Source organism: Tolypothrix sp. PCC 7601, from assembly GCF_025677855.1.
Lineage (GTDB): Bacteria > Cyanobacteriota > Cyanobacteriia > Cyanobacteriales > Nostocaceae > Aulosira > Aulosira diplosiphon.
Map to the genome: position 1 here is coordinate 8627581 of NZ_CP064879.1, position 16503 is coordinate 8644083.

The 16503-nt window shown below is 40.5% G+C and carries 14 protein-coding genes; 9 read left to right on the plus strand and 5 right to left on the minus strand.

Features of this window, described 5'->3' with window-relative positions; genetic code table 11:
* The first annotated feature begins 107 nt into the window (after positions 1-107).
* The 4 genes from HG267_RS34980 to HG267_RS34995 all read left to right on the plus strand — a co-directional run bounded on the left by HG267_RS34980 (position 108) and on the right by HG267_RS34995 (position 5249).
* The gene (locus tag HG267_RS34980; protein ID WP_045870662.1) at positions 108-1472 is read left to right on the plus strand and encodes a protein kinase domain-containing protein; all 1365 of its coding nucleotides are present in this window, start codon (positions 108-110) and stop codon (positions 1470-1472) included.
* 40 nt (positions 1473-1512) lie between these two features.
* Entirely contained in the window at positions 1513-3501 is a 1989-nt protein-coding gene (locus HG267_RS34985) for a potassium channel family protein (RefSeq protein ID WP_045870663.1), read from the plus strand.
* Positions 3502-3814: 313 nt separating this feature from the next.
* Positions 3815-4453: a hypothetical protein gene (locus HG267_RS34990; RefSeq protein ID WP_045870954.1), complete on the plus strand. Its 639-nt coding sequence runs from the start codon at positions 3815-3817 to the stop codon at positions 4451-4453.
* A 10-nt stretch (positions 4454-4463) separates the two neighbouring features.
* Positions 4464-5249 (plus strand): pentapeptide repeat-containing protein, encoded by a 786-nt coding sequence (locus HG267_RS34995; RefSeq protein ID WP_045870664.1) that lies wholly within the window; start codon positions 4464-4466, stop codon positions 5247-5249.
* A 653-nt stretch (positions 5250-5902) separates the two neighbouring features.
* On the opposite strand, the gene HG267_RS35000 is transcribed toward HG267_RS34995, so the two are convergent.
* Together HG267_RS35000 and HG267_RS35005 are read right to left on the minus strand one after the other, a co-directional pair.
* A complete protein-coding gene (locus HG267_RS35000; protein WP_263420006.1) occupies positions 5903-6622 on the minus strand; it encodes a hypothetical protein in 720 nt (239 codons plus the stop codon).
* A 1-nt stretch (position 6623) separates the two neighbouring features.
* A complete protein-coding gene (locus tag HG267_RS35005; protein WP_263420007.1) occupies positions 6624-7625 on the minus strand; it encodes a hypothetical protein in 1002 nt (333 codons plus the stop codon).
* A gap of 995 nt (positions 7626-8620) precedes the next feature.
* Here HG267_RS35005 and HG267_RS35010 point away from each other — a divergent pair.
* The gene (locus HG267_RS35010; protein WP_052335204.1) at positions 8621-9427 is read left to right on the plus strand and encodes a DUF928 domain-containing protein; all 807 of its coding nucleotides are present in this window, start codon (positions 8621-8623) and stop codon (positions 9425-9427) included.
* 140 nt (positions 9428-9567) lie between these two features.
* Here HG267_RS35010 and HG267_RS35015 read toward each other — a convergent pair whose 3' ends face one another.
* The gene (locus HG267_RS35015; protein WP_045870666.1) at positions 9568-9768 is read right to left on the minus strand and encodes a hypothetical protein; all 201 of its coding nucleotides are present in this window, start codon (positions 9766-9768) and stop codon (positions 9568-9570) included.
* Positions 9769-10371: 603 nt separating this feature from the next.
* Between HG267_RS35015 and HG267_RS35020 the strand changes: the two genes are divergently transcribed.
* Together HG267_RS35020 and HG267_RS35025 are read left to right on the plus strand one after the other, a co-directional pair.
* Complete coding sequence (locus HG267_RS35020; RefSeq protein ID WP_045870667.1) at positions 10372-11250, plus strand: ferritin-like domain-containing protein; 879 nt, start codon at positions 10372-10374, stop codon at positions 11248-11250.
* 3 nt (positions 11251-11253) lie between these two features.
* Entirely contained in the window at positions 11254-11502 is a 249-nt protein-coding gene (locus HG267_RS35025; protein WP_155539256.1) for a hypothetical protein, read from the plus strand.
* Here HG267_RS35025 and HG267_RS35030 read toward each other — a convergent pair.
* Complete coding sequence (locus HG267_RS35030; RefSeq protein WP_045870668.1) at positions 11499-12326, minus strand: ABC transporter permease; 828 nt, start codon at positions 12324-12326, stop codon at positions 11499-11501. The genes HG267_RS35025 and HG267_RS35030 overlap by 4 nt on opposite strands.
* A gap of 203 nt (positions 12327-12529) precedes the next feature.
* Here HG267_RS35030 and HG267_RS35035 point away from each other — a divergent pair, with 203 nt between their 5' ends.
* Positions 12530-14038, plus strand: coding sequence for an FAD-dependent oxidoreductase (locus HG267_RS35035; protein ID WP_045870669.1), 1509 nt, complete (start codon positions 12530-12532; stop codon positions 14036-14038).
* A 407-nt stretch (positions 14039-14445) separates the two neighbouring features.
* A complete protein-coding gene (locus HG267_RS35040) occupies positions 14446-14982 on the plus strand; it encodes a DUF3172 domain-containing protein (protein ID WP_045870670.1) in 537 nt (178 codons plus the stop codon).
* A gap of 645 nt (positions 14983-15627) precedes the next feature.
* Here the strand turns inward: HG267_RS35040 and HG267_RS35045 are convergent.
* Entirely contained in the window at positions 15628-16503 is an 876-nt protein-coding gene (locus HG267_RS35045; RefSeq protein WP_228045477.1) for an AMIN domain-containing protein, read from the minus strand.

A 16503-nucleotide genomic window follows, 5' to 3' on the forward strand; every position in this document is an offset into this window, starting at 1 on the left:
GCACCGTCAATTGCTGCTGGGAGCGAAAAATTTAAGGTGCGTTGCGCTTCGCGACAACACACCCTACATCAAATATACTGATCTCAAAAATATATACCACAATATAAATGCCTGCTAAAGTTACTCTCACTATTACTCAAGGCAAACTTCCCGGTAAACAATATACTTTTGATACCCGCACTATTTGTATTATTGGCAGAAGCAATGAATGCAATATCTTGTTACCAGATGATGCAGAACATCGGACTATTTCGCGCTTTCATTGTCTGTTAGATATTAACCCGCCAGCAATTAGGATTCGAGATTTTGGCAGTAAAAACGGTACTTACGTCAATAATGAAAAAATCGGTCAGCGTCAACCGGATCAAACGCCAGAAGAAGCAGCGAAATTAACATTTCCAGAGTATGATTTGCGCTCAGGAGATGACATTAAACTCGGTAATACTATTTTTACGCTTAATATTGATAATCCTGAAGAAATTATTATTCCTAACTTTGTTGCCCAAACAGTTAAAACTGATCAAGTTTGCAGCCAAACACCAAATTTTTTAGAACTGATTAAACGCTGGCTAGGTTTAGCGGTAGATGGTAATGAGAATTTGCGAGTTATCCAAGGTTACAATCTCATCAAAATATTAGGAAAAGGTGGTTTTGGTGAGGTTTATTTAGCACAGCATCATGATTCTGGTAAGTTTATTGCTTTGAAAGTCATGTTACCTGCGATCGCAGCCAATGAAAATGCTGTTCAAAGGTTTTTACGGGAAACAGAAAATACCAAAGCTTTGCAACATCCCAATGTAGTGCAAGTTATCGATTATGGCTTTTTTGAAGGCATCTTCTTTTTTACAATGGAATATTGCTCTGGTGGTACTGTTTGGGATTTAATGCAACAACAAGGTGGGAAATTAACTGTTGATATTGCTATTCCAATTATTCTGCAAGTTCTCAACGGTTTGGAATATAGCCACAATGCAGAAATCCCTTATGTGAAATTAAAAGATGGCGGCTTTGGTAAAGGTAGGGGATTAGTTCACCGCGATTTAAAACCAAGTAATATTTTCCTCACCTACAATGATGGTAAACTCACCGCCAAAATCGGAGATTACGGTTTAGCAAAAGCTTTTGATTTAGCTGGTTTAAGTGGTCAAACTATGACAGGAACTAAAGCCGGAACTCCTGTATTTCTCCCCAGACAGCAATTGTTAAATTTTAAATATGTGCAACCAGATGTAGATATTTGGGCAACTGCGGCTTGTCTTTATAATATGTTGACAGGAGCTTATCCACGTAATTTTAGCGGTAATGACCCATTCTTAGCAGTGTTGCAAAATGATCCTGTCCCCATTCGTCAACGTGACGCAAGTATCCCGCCCAAGTTAGCAGAGGTGATTGATTTAGCGTTAGTAGAAAAGCCGGAGATTTATTTTAAAAGTGCAGCAGATTTTAAGCAAGCACTGTTAGCTGCATATTAATATTTAACTAGTCAGAACTTTTGCCCAATCAACATTAATTATGGGACAAAATACTACGATAGATGCCAACTTCTTTTTAGTTTGTGGACTAGGAAACTTGGGGCAATATTGCGTATCTGTCCTCAAAGAGTTTGGCGCAAAAGTAAATGCTATTGAAATCGCCACTAATCAACGCTGGGAAATTCCCGACTTACCGGATTTAGTAGATGATTTAATCGTTGGTGATTGTCGCCAACCGAAGATATTAGAGCAAGCAGGAATTAGAAATTGTCGAGCCATTCTAATTGTAACTAGTAATGAGCGCGTGAATATAGCTGCCGCCTTTGCCGCGCGATCGCTTAATCCCCAAATTCGCTTAGTTATTCGTTCCGCGCAAGAAAATCTCAATGAGTTACTCAGCCACAATCTGGGTAATTTTGTCGCCTTTGAAGCTACGCAATTACCAGCTAAAAGCTTTGCCCTTGCAGCCTTAAGCAGCGAAACCAGAAGCTTTTTCACCTTAGAAAATCATTTGCTGAGAGTATTTAGAACCCAGATAGATGCTTCCCATCCTTGGGCTAAACATTCCTTATTATCAGAAATTAATACAGCCCATCGCCGGATTTTAGCTCATGCTAAAGCTGGAAACCCCCTACCTAAAGCATTTCACAAATGGGAACCAAATACTCAAGTATTGCCAGGCGATACTATTGCTTATATTGAAGTCAACGATCCCCTCACAAATCGCTCAATACAACCTGCAAGCAGTCGCCAGCAATTTCTACCTACCATGATGACTGCGATGAAGTGGCAAAATATCCGCCATGCGCTGCTGCAGTTTTGGGAGGAAAGTAGCCAAATCCGCCGTGTAGTATTAGTTGGCGGGATGTTTATGGTAAGTCTGTTTTTATGTGGAACTTTACTCTATAAATTGCAATATCCCCAACTCAGTTTTCAAGATGCGTTAAATGTCTCTTTAGTTTTGAGTATTGGCGGCTATGACAATTTATTTGGACAGCTACAATTACCCTTTAAAATTCCTTGGTGGTTGCATTTATTTAGCATCAGTCAAACTGTAGCGGGTACGGTGTTTGTCGGTATTCTCTACGCTGTAATGACAGAACGAGTATTAGCCGCTAAATTTCAATTTTCCCAGCGTCGTCTGGCAATTCCTAAAGCAGACCATGTAGTATTAATTGGTTTAGGGAGAGTTGGTCAACGTGTAGCGCAGCTATTACAAGAACTCAAGCAACCATTAGTAGGTGTGACTGCTAATGAAATTGACCCTGGTACATTATCCACCTTGCCGTTAATTCAGGGCAATATCAAAAATGCCCTCAGTAAAGTTAATCTGAATACAGCTAAAAGCGTGCTTGTCGTTACTGATGATGAGGTAGCAAACTTAGAAATTGCATTAATGACCCATGCTAGCAATCCTACAGCTAATTTAGTCATCCGCACTTTAGACCCCCGTTTTAGCGAAAATGTCGCGAAATTACTACCTTATGCTCGAGTTTTAGGTGTTTATGCCTTGGCTGCGGAAGCATTTGTGGCGGCGGCGTTTGGGGAAAATGTCCTGAATCTGTTTCGCCTCAACAACCAAACGACATTAGTCACAGACTACCAAATCGAAACTAATGATACCCTCAATGGCAAATTGCTAGGGGAAATTGCTTATGGTTATGGCATAGTACCGATTCTCCATGTCAAAGCTACCCAGCAAATCCCGAAGTTTATGCCCTCCGATGATATCAGGTTAGCAGTAGGCGATCGCCTAATTGTTTTAGCAACTATTGCAGGATTACAGCGAGTGGAACGAGGAAGTTTAGCACCTCCCCAATTGCTAGTCCGCGTCGAATCAGCTTTTTCCCCAGAAGCCGCCTTTGAAGGTGCAGCAGTCATGGCGCGAGTTTCTGGTTGCGATATGCAGACAGCCAGAACCCTGATGAAGCAACTACCAGCAACGTTACAGTTTCCCCTCTACAAACACCAAGCACATCGTTTAGTCAGCGAATTGGGTAAATCTCAGGTACTAGCGCATATAGTTTAATTGTAAAAAGGGCATGGGGCATGGGGCATTGGGCATGGGAAAGATAGATTTTGATAAGTAGTTAAACAAAATTAATTACACAATGTCATTGCGAATGGAGCGGAGCGTAATGAAGCAATCGCAAGGGTTGAGATTGCTTTGCTGCGCTCGCAATGACTGTAATTAATTTTGCGTGGTTACTGATTTAGTTTTGGGTTTTTCTGATGAGGGGCAATTTTGAATTCCCCCCAGGGGTTGACTCCAATCCCTTATTAATATCACACTCATATATTGCAACAGATTACATTTACCCCCATGATTGGAGCGCAATACCTTGGGAATAGAACTACGCAGTTTCGTATTTCTCGACAACCTGCAACCTCAACATGCAGCATACATGGGAACAGTAGCTCAAGGTTTCTTACCATTACCTGGGGATACATCGCTATGGGTGGAAATTTCTCCGGGGATTGAAATTAATAAAATTACCGATATCGCCTTGAAGTCTGCTTCTGTGCGTCCGGGAGTCCAGGTAGTTGAAAGACTTTATGGCCTTTTAGAAGTTCATTCTAGCTCTCAAGGAGAAACGCGATCGGCAGGTCAAGCAATTTTGGCAGCTTTAGGTGTTAGAAGAGAGGAATGTATAAAGCCTCGGGTTGTTTCTAGCCAAATTATCCGCAATATTGATGCATATCAAACCCAACTAATTAATCGTACCCGCCGGGGACAACTCTTATTAGCTGGTCAAACTCTCTATGTGTTAGAAGTTGAGCCGGCTGCTTATGCGGCGCTGGCGGCGAATGAAGCCGAAAAAGCTGCATCGATTAATATCTTAGAAGTACAAGCTGTTGGTAGCTTTGGCAGGTTATATTTAGGCGGACAAGAAAGAGATATTCTTGCCGGTGCAGCTGGTGCATTAGCTGCAATTGAAAGTGTTACAGGTCGGACAAATCCCCAGGGTCGTCAGGAGTAAAGGAGCAACAATGGCGAATCGAGAGCATTTGGCTTTACTGAAAGCTGGTGCAGTTATTTGGCTGGAATGGCGAAATCAAAATGAGCAAGTTGAGCCAGACCTCAGTAGTGCAGACCTCTCTGGCGATAACCTCAGGGGTGCAAACCTTGCAGGGGTAAATTTGGCTAGAGCCGATTTGAGTCATGCTTTACTGGTGCGGGCAAATTTTAGCGGTGCTGAGTTGAGTAGCGCTAACTTAGAAAATGCCAAGTTAGTGGAAGCTAACCTGAGTGCAGCTAACTGCAGCGTTGCTCACTTTAGCGGTGCTAACCTGACACAAGCAGAACTCAGCGCTGCAAATTTAATTGGTTGCGATTTCAGCCAGACGAATCTGCGCGGTGCTGCGATCGCAAATGCTAATCTGATTGGGGCTGATTTAACTAATGCTAATTTAAAAGATGCTGATTTAGGTGCAGCCAAGCTCATCCGTGCTAACTTGTGTTTTGCTAACCTCATTGAAGCTAACTTAATTGCAGCTGACCTCAGCGAAGCCAACCTCCACGAAGCCGAATTAATTGGCGCTTACCTTTACAAAGCTAATCTTAGCAAAGCTAATCTTAGCAAGGCTCACCTGGGTAGCGCATATATGTTTCAGGCTAATTTGAGCGAAGCTGACTTACAAGGAGCAAATTTAGCAGCTGCTAACCTCAAAGGTGCTAACCTCGCCGGAGCTAATCTTAGAGGCGCTAATTTAAGAGGTGCTAAACTCAAAGGCGCTAACCTCAACGGTGCCAATATTCAAGAAGCAATTCTTTAAATTATGAATTTTCCATCAAGAATTAGAAATTAAAGACTATCCATCAGAAAAATATTCACTAGCAATTGTATATAGAGAATGTAGATTCAGATAAGCTGGTACGCGCCTAGATCAAATATTCTCGCGTTAGGACTGTCAAGGGTCAAGAGTCAAGAGTCCAAGCTAGCCTTTGACCCTAGACTCTTGACCTTTGACACTCTGAGCGCGAAATATACAATTTAAATGCGTAACAGCTTATCCATCTCAATAGTTCGGTTCTAGGGAAAAAGGAAAGGCGAAAAGGCGAGGGGGGAAACAAACACCTTGAGTCCTTTTCCTTTCACCTTCACCACCAACTAAACTGATATCTGTCTGAGCAATAATCTTTTGATGTTCCCGGCTCAAATTATTACTATATATGTCACTATCCAAAACTATTGTTGGGTTTAATAGCTTTTGTTTACTATTGATTATTGCTTTAAGTATTTATAATAAAGTATTTGATGTCTCAGTCGGAGGATTATTCTTACCACCTCCAGCCCCACAATATCCCGGTGCAGGATTATTAACACATAGTTTTCAAATTTTATGTTGTATCCCACCCGTAGTTTGTGCGTTTAGTTTTAGCTTACTCACTCCCAGTTCGCCCATTTTTTTGGAAGTTAGAAGAAAGACTACTCAGGAGTAAAAGATTGACCATCAAGTTGAGTGTAAATACTGATGGAAAAGCCCAGTAAAGCAAGAATACGCTTCTGCAAAGGTGAAAGAGCGGTCAAGTGAGCATAAATTTCGTTTTTCACCTCAATCAACAGCAGTGTAATCTCTTTAAATGCAGCCAGAATTATTTCTGCGCTAGGTCTTGTAGTTTCGCGCTTCGGATTGCCAACATAAAGACCCGCAAGTTTTTCTTTCTCTTTTTCTAGATTGTGGCGAACCTGGAATTCTAAAAGGTTTAAAACTCGCAAACCAATAGACAGTAGTCTTATTAAACCAGTAATATGGTCTTCACGTTGTAAATATATCGGAGTCAATGAAAGAGGAAAGTTTTTCAGCCTCGCAAATCCTCGTTCCATTAAGTACTCATCTCTATAGGCACGAACTGCTTGTTTTAAACCAAATTCATTTGGATTTTTATTTGTAACGTAAACCCGCCAGCCTAACATTTGAATTTGGTGTTGAACTGCGGAATCGTCAATCTTAAAACTCATGTCAAACCATAGTTCTTCTACTATTCTAGCTTTGCGGTCTCGGTATCTTTTTTGAACTTTTTTAACTCTTTTTGTTTGAATGTCAACTTGAAATAATCCACTTGTTTGATATCTGTTGAAAATAGCTTCACATGTTTCTAACCATTCAAAGTGTGAAGTGAGCTTTTTCTTGCCACGTCGAGGCACTTTAAGTTTTTTCTAGAGCATCTACTGTTTTCTGTATTCGTTCACGTAGATGTTTTTCTGCTGTTTTTTGAATCGCAAATGAGCGCACAATTAATTGTCTTTCCGACCAAGAGATTTCTTGCCCATCAATCTCTATTTCATGGATAATCTCTATTTCAAAGCCATCCGCTATATTTTTGGTTTTGGCATCTGCATATTCGTAATCTATAATTGTTAGTTCTTGTTGACCATCCCAAACTGGTTGGAGATATTTGCTTAGTTCTTCGTTAGATACTTGCTTGGCTGTTAAAGGACATAAGTAAAAATCTCCGCCCAATACTATATGAGTTCTTGTCTTTATTGATGACATTTTACAGTCACCAATATATAACAATTCTGACTTTTTTATTGTTGAACGTACTTTATCTATTGCTGGAATATATAATGGGTCATCTGCTTTTTCTCCTGACAATATTTCCGTCGCTATTGGCATTCCTAATGGGTCTAATGTCGATAGCATTATTTTCACTTGCGCCAAATCCGGACGATTGTCTTTGCTATGACCCCATTGAAATAAGCCTTCTGGGTTAACTCCACAATGACTTGAAGCCGTTGTACTATCTAAACGTACCTGTTCTGGGATAATATCGTACACCCGTAGCAAACTACTTCCTAGTTCCGACTCAAATGAAAACCAGTTTGCATCTATAGATAGGTAACGTAATACTGCTTGCAAACGGTCATCTGCCAAATCGAGCGAGCGTAAAGATTCTTCCGTAAAGCTTTTTAACGTTTCTAACCGCTTACTCACCCAACCTTGAACGTGGTTCAAACGGTGATCTGCTTGCGATAATATGTGTGTTAACCATATTACCACCACACTACCTAGATTTAATCCTTGCCAGTTTCCGTGACATGGAAAATGTTTATCGATTAGTTGTTCTACTCCCATCTGCTCCAGTTGTGTTAGCAGTAGGGGTATATCATCAACTCGTTCGTTTGTAATTCTGGGTTCAAATTCCATAAACCCGAACTTATACCTACTTAGTTCTTTTTGGAATATATCTAGAGGTATACTTTTTTGGCTAACTCAGAAAAAAATGAGCGAACCGGGAGTTACTCAATCAAATTAAGCCTAATAATAAAAATAACAAATTTATTCTTTATTCTGCTATTCTAACTGCTGGGTTCCTAATTAACGAAATCTATCGCATTCATATAATTATTGGATCATTTGGTATTCCTAAGCTAGTAACTATATGTATATATGCGATTTTTGCCATCTTCTACGGACTAGCTTTTAGAAAAGAAATAAAATCAACGCCATACATGATACTTGCGGCTGGGATAGTTTTATTATTTATTGCTATTACAGTTGATTCACTACATTTAAGCGGTAATGGCACTCCTAGCTTATTAGAAGGTACTCCTAAATTATTAAGTGGACTGAATGTTACACTTTATTTTTGGTTTGTTTGTTATCGTGAAGTACTACGCTCTTTCCAGGTTACTAAAAATTGAGTTCACATTGTTATGTTTCTCCATGAACCGAAGCATATTAACAATAGCAGGAGAAATCTAGGAATCTAATTTTATTTATGAAAAAATCTCAGGAACGCGCCAAAGATTTTCGCGCTGATGTCGTACTCTCGCTGCTAACGCATCCTACTAAATTTTTATAACAATAGGGCACACTTTTAACGAATTAAACGTCAATATACAGACCGATATTATGAGCTATAATGCTCAATTTTGTTGGTGGCTGGTAGTAGCGTGTCTAGACTAAAATAGTGCATTGTTCAAACTCTTGTGGGATGGGCATCTTGCCCGTCCTGGGCGGACAAGATGTCCACATGTCCACCCCACAAGAAAATTATATTGCCACATTTTAGTCTTGTCAGTCCAGTAGGGTGCGTTACGCTATCGCTAACGCACCTCTGGTAACTATAGAAATTAATAGAATTGCCTTGATTAATGTTTGGGATTGATATTTACCTGTATTGAGGAGGAAATATTGTGATGCCTAACAGAAATTTGCTACCTAATTTATTAGTAATTACTGAAAAAATCTACCCATACATAGCTACTTCAGCTATTACTAAGCTTACTCCTAAACCAAAAAATACTCATAAGCTTTCAGTAGTGAAATTTTGCCTATTATTAGCAGCAGCATCAACCATAATAAGTATTCCGGCTGTGGTAATTTCTCCCGAAACAGCATTCAGTAGAGAAACCTTCCAAATCGCTGCTTGGCAAGATGTATTTAATCTTAATACCTTATTCCACCGTCAACGCCGACGTTCAGCCGCACGTGGAACTAACAATTTTTGTCCCATCTCCCCTGGAATACCAAATGAAACTACCCAAATTTGGAGCGATCGCCCTTTATTTATTTGGCAAGGTCAAATCCAAAATATCATAGTCCGCACCTCTGGTAGCGATACAGATGATTTGTGGAATCAACCGATTGTGGAGAATCAGCAGAGTACAACTTACGCTGGTGCAAAACTACAACCAGGTCAAACCTATGAGTGGATAGTATATCGTGGTGACAATCCCTTTCCTTCTGTATCATTTCAAGTGATGGAGACGCAACAACGCGATCGCATCACCACAGAAGTACAAACTCTAGAACAACAGCTTCAAACCAAAGGCGCAACAAAAGAAGCGATCGCCTTAGCAAAAGCCCAGTATTTTGCTAATCTTCAATTATGGTCAGATGCTTTGCAGCAAGCCTACTCCGTAGCCGAACCATCTCCAGAATTGCAACAGATTCGCCTAGACATCGCTCAGAACTTATGTAAAACCAATAAAAATAATTCGTAATTCGGAATTATCATAGCCATGCAAAACCCCCTGGTAACAAGGGGGTATTTCAGTTGTGTCTACAACTTGTGACACCTGATTTTGCATTCATTGGCTATTGAGTTCTCACGCAACAACAATCAGACAAGAACCTTGACAGCCTAACTCATACCTGCATGGCTGCTACCATAAATTGCGCGAGCATCTTGGTCTACCTTACCTTGGATGGGGTTCCAGTAGTGAGACATTTCTTCAGGAAGACCGAGTTCTTGTGCGCTACGCATTAGCATAGATTGTTGGCGCTTCTTGACTTCTTGGTATTGACGCGCCATGATTGCACGAGATTTTTCTTGAATAGACATAACTAAGTCCTCCCTAGGTTTTTTGTATAGATAATAGATGGAATGTTCTTTCTTTATTTAATATAACAAATAATTCTGTAACCAAAGTTACAAAATGGTTATCTTTAATAAAAGTTAACAATGATTTGGCTGTTTATGAGAACCACAGCCAACAGCCAACATTCCCCACCTGCTTGAAACACCCTGGAGATAGAGGTTGGTCTTGAGATTGGTAGAGTCTCCCAACCCACACCAAATACTTGTCGGTTAAGGGTAAAAGGGTAAGGGCAAAAGGGGCCTTTCACCTTTTCCCCTTACCAAATTCCAACTTGAAAATCCTTAACCGAGCACCTTGATTGATGATTTATTCGTTACACTTATTTATGTTTGAACAGTTGTACTATCAGAAATTTGAGAAATGTCATGGGGCATTGGTGATTCATCACTAGTAGTACGCCAAGGCAACTTGGCGGGGGAAAGGTTTTTGTCCCTTACCCTTTTCCCTTTAACCTTTACCCAACCTCCACCTAACATTTTTGGATTGGCAGACTACCAGGGAATAGGCGATAGCCAAGCAGATTTTTGACATCTAAAGTTTAATTTTTGAATTCGGAGCGAAGCGACGTGACCGTTATTTACCCACGGAAATTTCAGAACGCAATCAGTGCGCGGGATGTGCTTAAAAGAGTAGTAAGCGATCGCGAATTGCATTTAATTATCCTCAACCGCTACCGTTATAGTGAGCAGCGCAGTTGTAAGGACTTAACAGAGCTAATTGAACTTCTCAACGGACAGCCAAAGCAATTCATTAAGGATTTGTCGCACCACATATCTGATGAAGCGCGTCATGCAATGTGGCTAACCGATTTGTTAGTCGATTTGGGAGCAGATATTGGCAAACCACCAGGTTCTTCCTACATTGACGAATTTGAACGGTTACTCGACTCAGAAAATCAAGACCCAGTGGGCAATCTAGAAGATTTTGTCATTTCTACCCTAGCCACAATTAATATTACCGAGAAGCGGGGCTGTGAGTATTTCTCGGCTCATATTTATGCTTTAAAACAAGCACCACAAACTGAAGAAAACATTAAAATTCGCGAAACTATCGAGAAAATCTTGCCAGAAGAAGCCGGACACGTGCGTTGGGGTAATCGCTGGTTAGCCCAAATAGCCGCTAAAAGTCCAGAACATCGGCAAAAAGTCGAGCTAGCCAAGCGCAAGTATGCCGCAATTGAGCAAGCTGCCTTTGAATCCGGCATGGATATTACTCTCGGTGCAGAACTGCGCCGAGTTGCTACCTTAGTGGAACTAGCCAATCAGATGCCAGTGTGGCAACGTCCCCAATACCTCATGGAACGCTTACCGCAGACTTTGCTAGCACCTGAGTTACAAATGGTGAGAATCCAAGCAGCCCAAAAAGCTTGGCAACGCAATCCTCAAGAATTTATGGAGAAATTTGTACCCATGTTCCTCAATGGGATTCAGAAGAGGAGGGGTTAGGGATTGGGGATTGGGGATTGGGGAGATGAGGGAGATGAGGGAGATGAGGAAGATGAGGGAGATGAGGGAGATGAGGAAGATGAGGGAGAAATCTCCATTACCCATTACCCATTACCCATTACCCATTACCCATTACCCATTACCCATTACCCATTACCCATTACCCATTACCCATTACCCATTACCCATTACCCATTACCCATTACCAACTACCAATGCCCAATGCCCCATGCCCCATGCCCCATGCCCTAATCCTGTAAATGAGCAAATTTATAGCCACCCCAAAGAGTAAGTGCGATCGCAATTACTGATAATATCGGCAGGCTGTACCAGGGAAATTGGGATAAGGGTAAATGGGTGATTGCCCGTAGTCCAATGCTGGTATAGGTTAGGGGTAATAGGTAAACTAAAACTTTGAGGGCAACTGGTAAAGTACCAGGGTCAAAGAAGGTGGCTCCTAAGAACGACATAGGGATAATTATAAAGTTGTTGTAGAAGCCTACCGATTCGAGCGATCGCACAGTTAATCCCACAATTACCCCTAACCCTGCAAACACGGTACAGTTGAGTACCAGTAACAACAGAAAAAGTGGATGCAAAAAGTTCCAGTTACCTGTTAACAGCAGCGCCACTAAAATTACAGAGCCAGAAGTCATCAATCCCCGTACAACTCCTGCTAGCATTTTGCCGATGTGCAATGCTATGGGCTGTATGGGGACTAACAAAAATTCTTCAAAGGTTTTAGTGAATAACCTCTCACCACAAATTGAAAATGTGGTGCCACCAAAGCTAATAGTCATTGATGATAACGCTACCATCCCCGGCAGAATAAATTCTAGGTAGTTATTATAGTTACCACCAATTCCTGAGCCTGGACGGATTGAACTCCCTAAGCCTAAGCCAAAGGCTAAAATATATATTAGTGGAGATATCAAGCCTGATGCTGCAATTTGTACTATTCTTATCCGTAAATCAAGCCAATCTCCCCAAAAAATTGTCAGGCTATCAGCCAAGAGAATTTGTAATTGCGAGATTTTAAAGCCTTTGCCCCTGATTAGCTGTCTAGAAGATGTCACTTTTTATAGTTATATATTCAACTTGTTTTAACTATTACTTTATATTTCTTCATGTATAGTTAGCAAGCTCATCAACTTCTCTCCCTGCTCCCTATGTATAGCCATATTTTGGAGAATTTGTATTACTAGGGTCGATTCATATAGCCTGGAATTTTCTCGCTGAATGCTATGTTACTTGATAGCTTAGTATCGACTATTTGTGTATGAATACTCCACAAAGCCAATCTACAGCATATTCCGCAGATACATTCATCAATAACATCTACGATGTTGTCATAGTTGGTGCTGGGCCTGTTGGTTTAGCAACTGCCATTGGTTTACGTAAATGTGGCATTGAAAATATTCTTGTTATAGACCAAGCTCGAGCTTTTCGTCAGGTTGGCCAGGTTGTGGATCTTTTACCTAATGGTTTAAAAGCTTTGAAATATTTAGATCCTAACGCTTACGCAGCAGTCAAAACAGCGAGCTTGACTTTCGTTAATTCTCCGCAGTCCGATAAAGAGCAAACTACTGAAGCTTCTGAAAAAAATCCGCCCAAGCCTTCTCAACAATGGGTTTCTAAAAACCTACAAGGAAAACTAGTTAGGTCAATTTCTTTGAGTTTTGATGTTTGGTTGAAAAATTATGGTGAGGGTCGAGTTTCCATTTCTTGGTATGATTTGCAGACTACTCTCAAAAAACTGCTTCCCGAAGACCAAGTTAAACCTAATCATCGTTGCATCAATGTTGTGGATGAGCCAGAATTGGGATGTGTCCGCCTCGATTGTCTTTCTGATGCCAGCGTCGAAGCTAACCCCTATGCATATTGGGCAGATGGACAAAAAAATAACGATTTATTCGCCCAAAATCTAGACAGCATCTATCAAAACTCAGTTACAAAATCATTCCGAGCTAAAATAGTTGTTGCCGCAGACGGTATCAATTCTACAGTTCGTAGACTACTTTATGCAGATAGCGCTTACCAAAGTTTTGCCAAACCAGAATATTCTGGGTTTGCTGCCATCTATTGTAGAGAAATACCCGACATACCAAAAGCACTGCGATCGCATCTTGAAGAGAAATTTTTTGCAGGCTCACCAATTTTAACAGTAGCTAATTACGACTTAGCTAGTCAGCAGGCTTTTAGTGAGTGTCCGAGAATGATGTTAATTAACAGGCAAAGCATTCTCTATTTATTACATCTGCCTGTACCGTTAAACTCATTGCAGGATAAGTCTGGTAATGAGTTGATTAACTTAGCTTTGCAAGAGTTAGAAAAAGCAGGTTATCCTGATGAACTTAAACAATTAGTGCAGCTATCTCCTCCAGAAAATATGTTGCAACGTCCGTATTACATTCATCGTGCCACTGCTTCTGAGAAAAGTTTTCCCGCTTGGAGTGCCGGAAGAATTATTTTAGTTGGTGATGCAGCACATGGTATGCCTCCTTTTATGGCTCAAGGAGCTAATCAAGGACTTGAAGATGCTATGGCAGTTACAACATTAATTAATCATATTGCCAAAGAAAATGATTGGGATAACAAGCCAGCGATAGCCACAGCCTTCGAGAAATATGAGCGTCTTCGTCGCCCGTTTATGGAATATATTCAAGCAGCCACATTAACGCTATTCCCTTACTCATCAGAGCAACAGTGGCAAGAATATAACCAAAAAGTATATACCCGCAACTTTGACCAAATAATTACAAAATTACAGCCTATTTCATATAAATGAACTGCAAGAGTCAGGGCACAGCTATGTTCTCTAAAATTATCTGTACCTCACGAAGTTAGAATCTGCTGGCATTTCTGCAATTCTCTTAAGAAGCCTCACCTCTAAGCATGAGCGGAATTGTTCAACTATACTGTGTTGTGTGCGTTTAGTCCTTGTGTCAGGAAAGCTACATCTAGTCCCATTTGGCATTTGTCGAAGAGAACAGAGAACAAAAAATTTACAGTTTGTTTCCTGATTTCCCTTGTTCTCTCTGCTTTTCCACACCCTTGACACCCTATATTTTTAACTGATGCTGTAAAAAGTCAAGAAACTAGGAGGCAATTCCACGCAATAATCGTCATACTTAAATAGGGAGAACATTGTAAAAAACTCCCTGCTATCTGAGGCGTGAAGGTAAACCAGCGACAATGAGACGTACACCCACTAGACCAGGTAATAGTTCTAAATCTTCTCCATTTCAATCTTCCCTTTTTAACTTCACCACCATAGCAATCTTGGGGGGAGTGTTTGTCTTGGGGATTGGGATTGGCATTGCTTTTAGCTCAACAACTACTTTGTCCCCATCTAACGTGGCTTCTCGTGAATTTATTGATACTAAAGCACCAAACCCTGAGATTTGTGTGCAATATGGAGCCAGCGCTATGGTGATGGACGCGAGACTTTTCGTCACTCTTAACCCATTTAATGTTTATGTGGCTCAACCGAGTATGCGCCCTGGATGCGTTCTGCGGCAAAATAACTGGGCACTTTTAGAGCAGAGGAAGTTGGTAACATCTGATCAAGTAAGAGAATGTAAAAATCGCCTAAATACTTTTGGTTTTACAGGTAACTTAGATACTGACAAGCCTGATATTAGATGCATATACCAAAATGAAGCCGCGCAAAACTTCTTTATGTCTCAACCTGGAGCAGTTGCGCCATCTCAAGAAACGGATAGATTCTAAAATTCCACTGAAGAAGCAGGGGGAAAGAAAGCTGTTTTAATTTGGTGGAATTGGATAATTGTTACCAATTTGAAAAAGAATACAACAGATATCAATACTTGTCGGTTAAGGGGAAAAGGGGAAGGGGAAAAGGGGCAAGAAAAAACCTTTAAACCTTACCCTTTAACCTTTTCCCCAAACCAAATTAAGAGTTTAAAATCCTTAACCGAGCAGTATTGCAACAGATATATAGGGGCACAACAATGTTGTGTCCTTATGTATTTCTATTATTATAAATTTGATATTTTTTGGAGTTTATTAATATATAAAAATACAGCAGATTACAAGTTTGTGAGGTACAGATAATTATAATAATAATTCAAACAATGTTTGCGACAAATAAATTCTTTGTAGGGGCACGGCACCAGTAAGATAATTTGATACACCACAAGATTGTGGATGCCGTGCCCCTGGCTGCCCATCTGTCGCGTTCTTTTTTCAAAATGGTAAATTATAAGGGCACGGCATTGCCCTTGCCCCTACAGTGGATTTTACAAATAGTGATTTTTGACCTTTATTTATTTCTGGTACCATCAGCCATTCTTTTTATCAAGAAAAATCATTTTATCGCCTTGTATCGGCGGTTAATTTCCTGTAATTCAAACATCATCTACTAGGAATAGGTTGACCAAATTCAACCACCTGAGCCTCCCCAATATTTGGTGGAGAATTGGGAATTATAGGAGCAGGAAAATTAGGACTGATAACAGGTGCAGGGCTGTTAAAATTCACTTGTTGATTTGGCACAATTGGCGCTGGAAGATTAACTGGTATTTGTGGTGAGTTGTTAGATGTGAGAGGCGGTACAGTCACAAAGGGTTGCGACTGGTTATTACTTATTGGAGGTAAGTTATTGACAGGTGGGGGTAAAGTAAAAAATGGTGATTGTTGGTTATTACTTACTGGTAATTGATTAATGGGTGTTGGTGGATAGTTAGATGGGATTTGAGGTAGATTTAGAGGTTGAGTATTTACAGGTAAATTATTAGGTAACTGCGGATAGTATCCTGGTTTGACAGAGTTTTGAGAACCAGTAACAGCAGGACGTAAAACCCAGCGATTCGGGTTTTTCTTAGAAGTAGGCTGCAATTTTAATTGATTGGGATCTAAAGAATTTCCTGGTGCTAAATCTAAAACAATGCGAGTCACACCTGCATTTAATTGAGAAATGCGAACTCTCTGAATCTTACCGGAATAATTTTGTTGAGTGGGAACATACCCTAATTTGGTATTGGGTAAATCTACAACAATGCGTGCAGGTTGAGCTAGATAAAAGTATTTAGGAGTTCTAGCTGCTGATAGCGTAAATTCCAGTTGCATAGCTTCTGGAGAAAAGTGCCAATTATCCAGCCTAGCTAGTGAGCCTGTCACATTTGTGGTAGCAGGTTGCACAGGTAAATTAGGATAATAGGGCGGTCTTATTTGTTTTGCTGCTGGTTGAGCAATACTACTACCAGTTTCTAGAATTATTACTGTGGACAT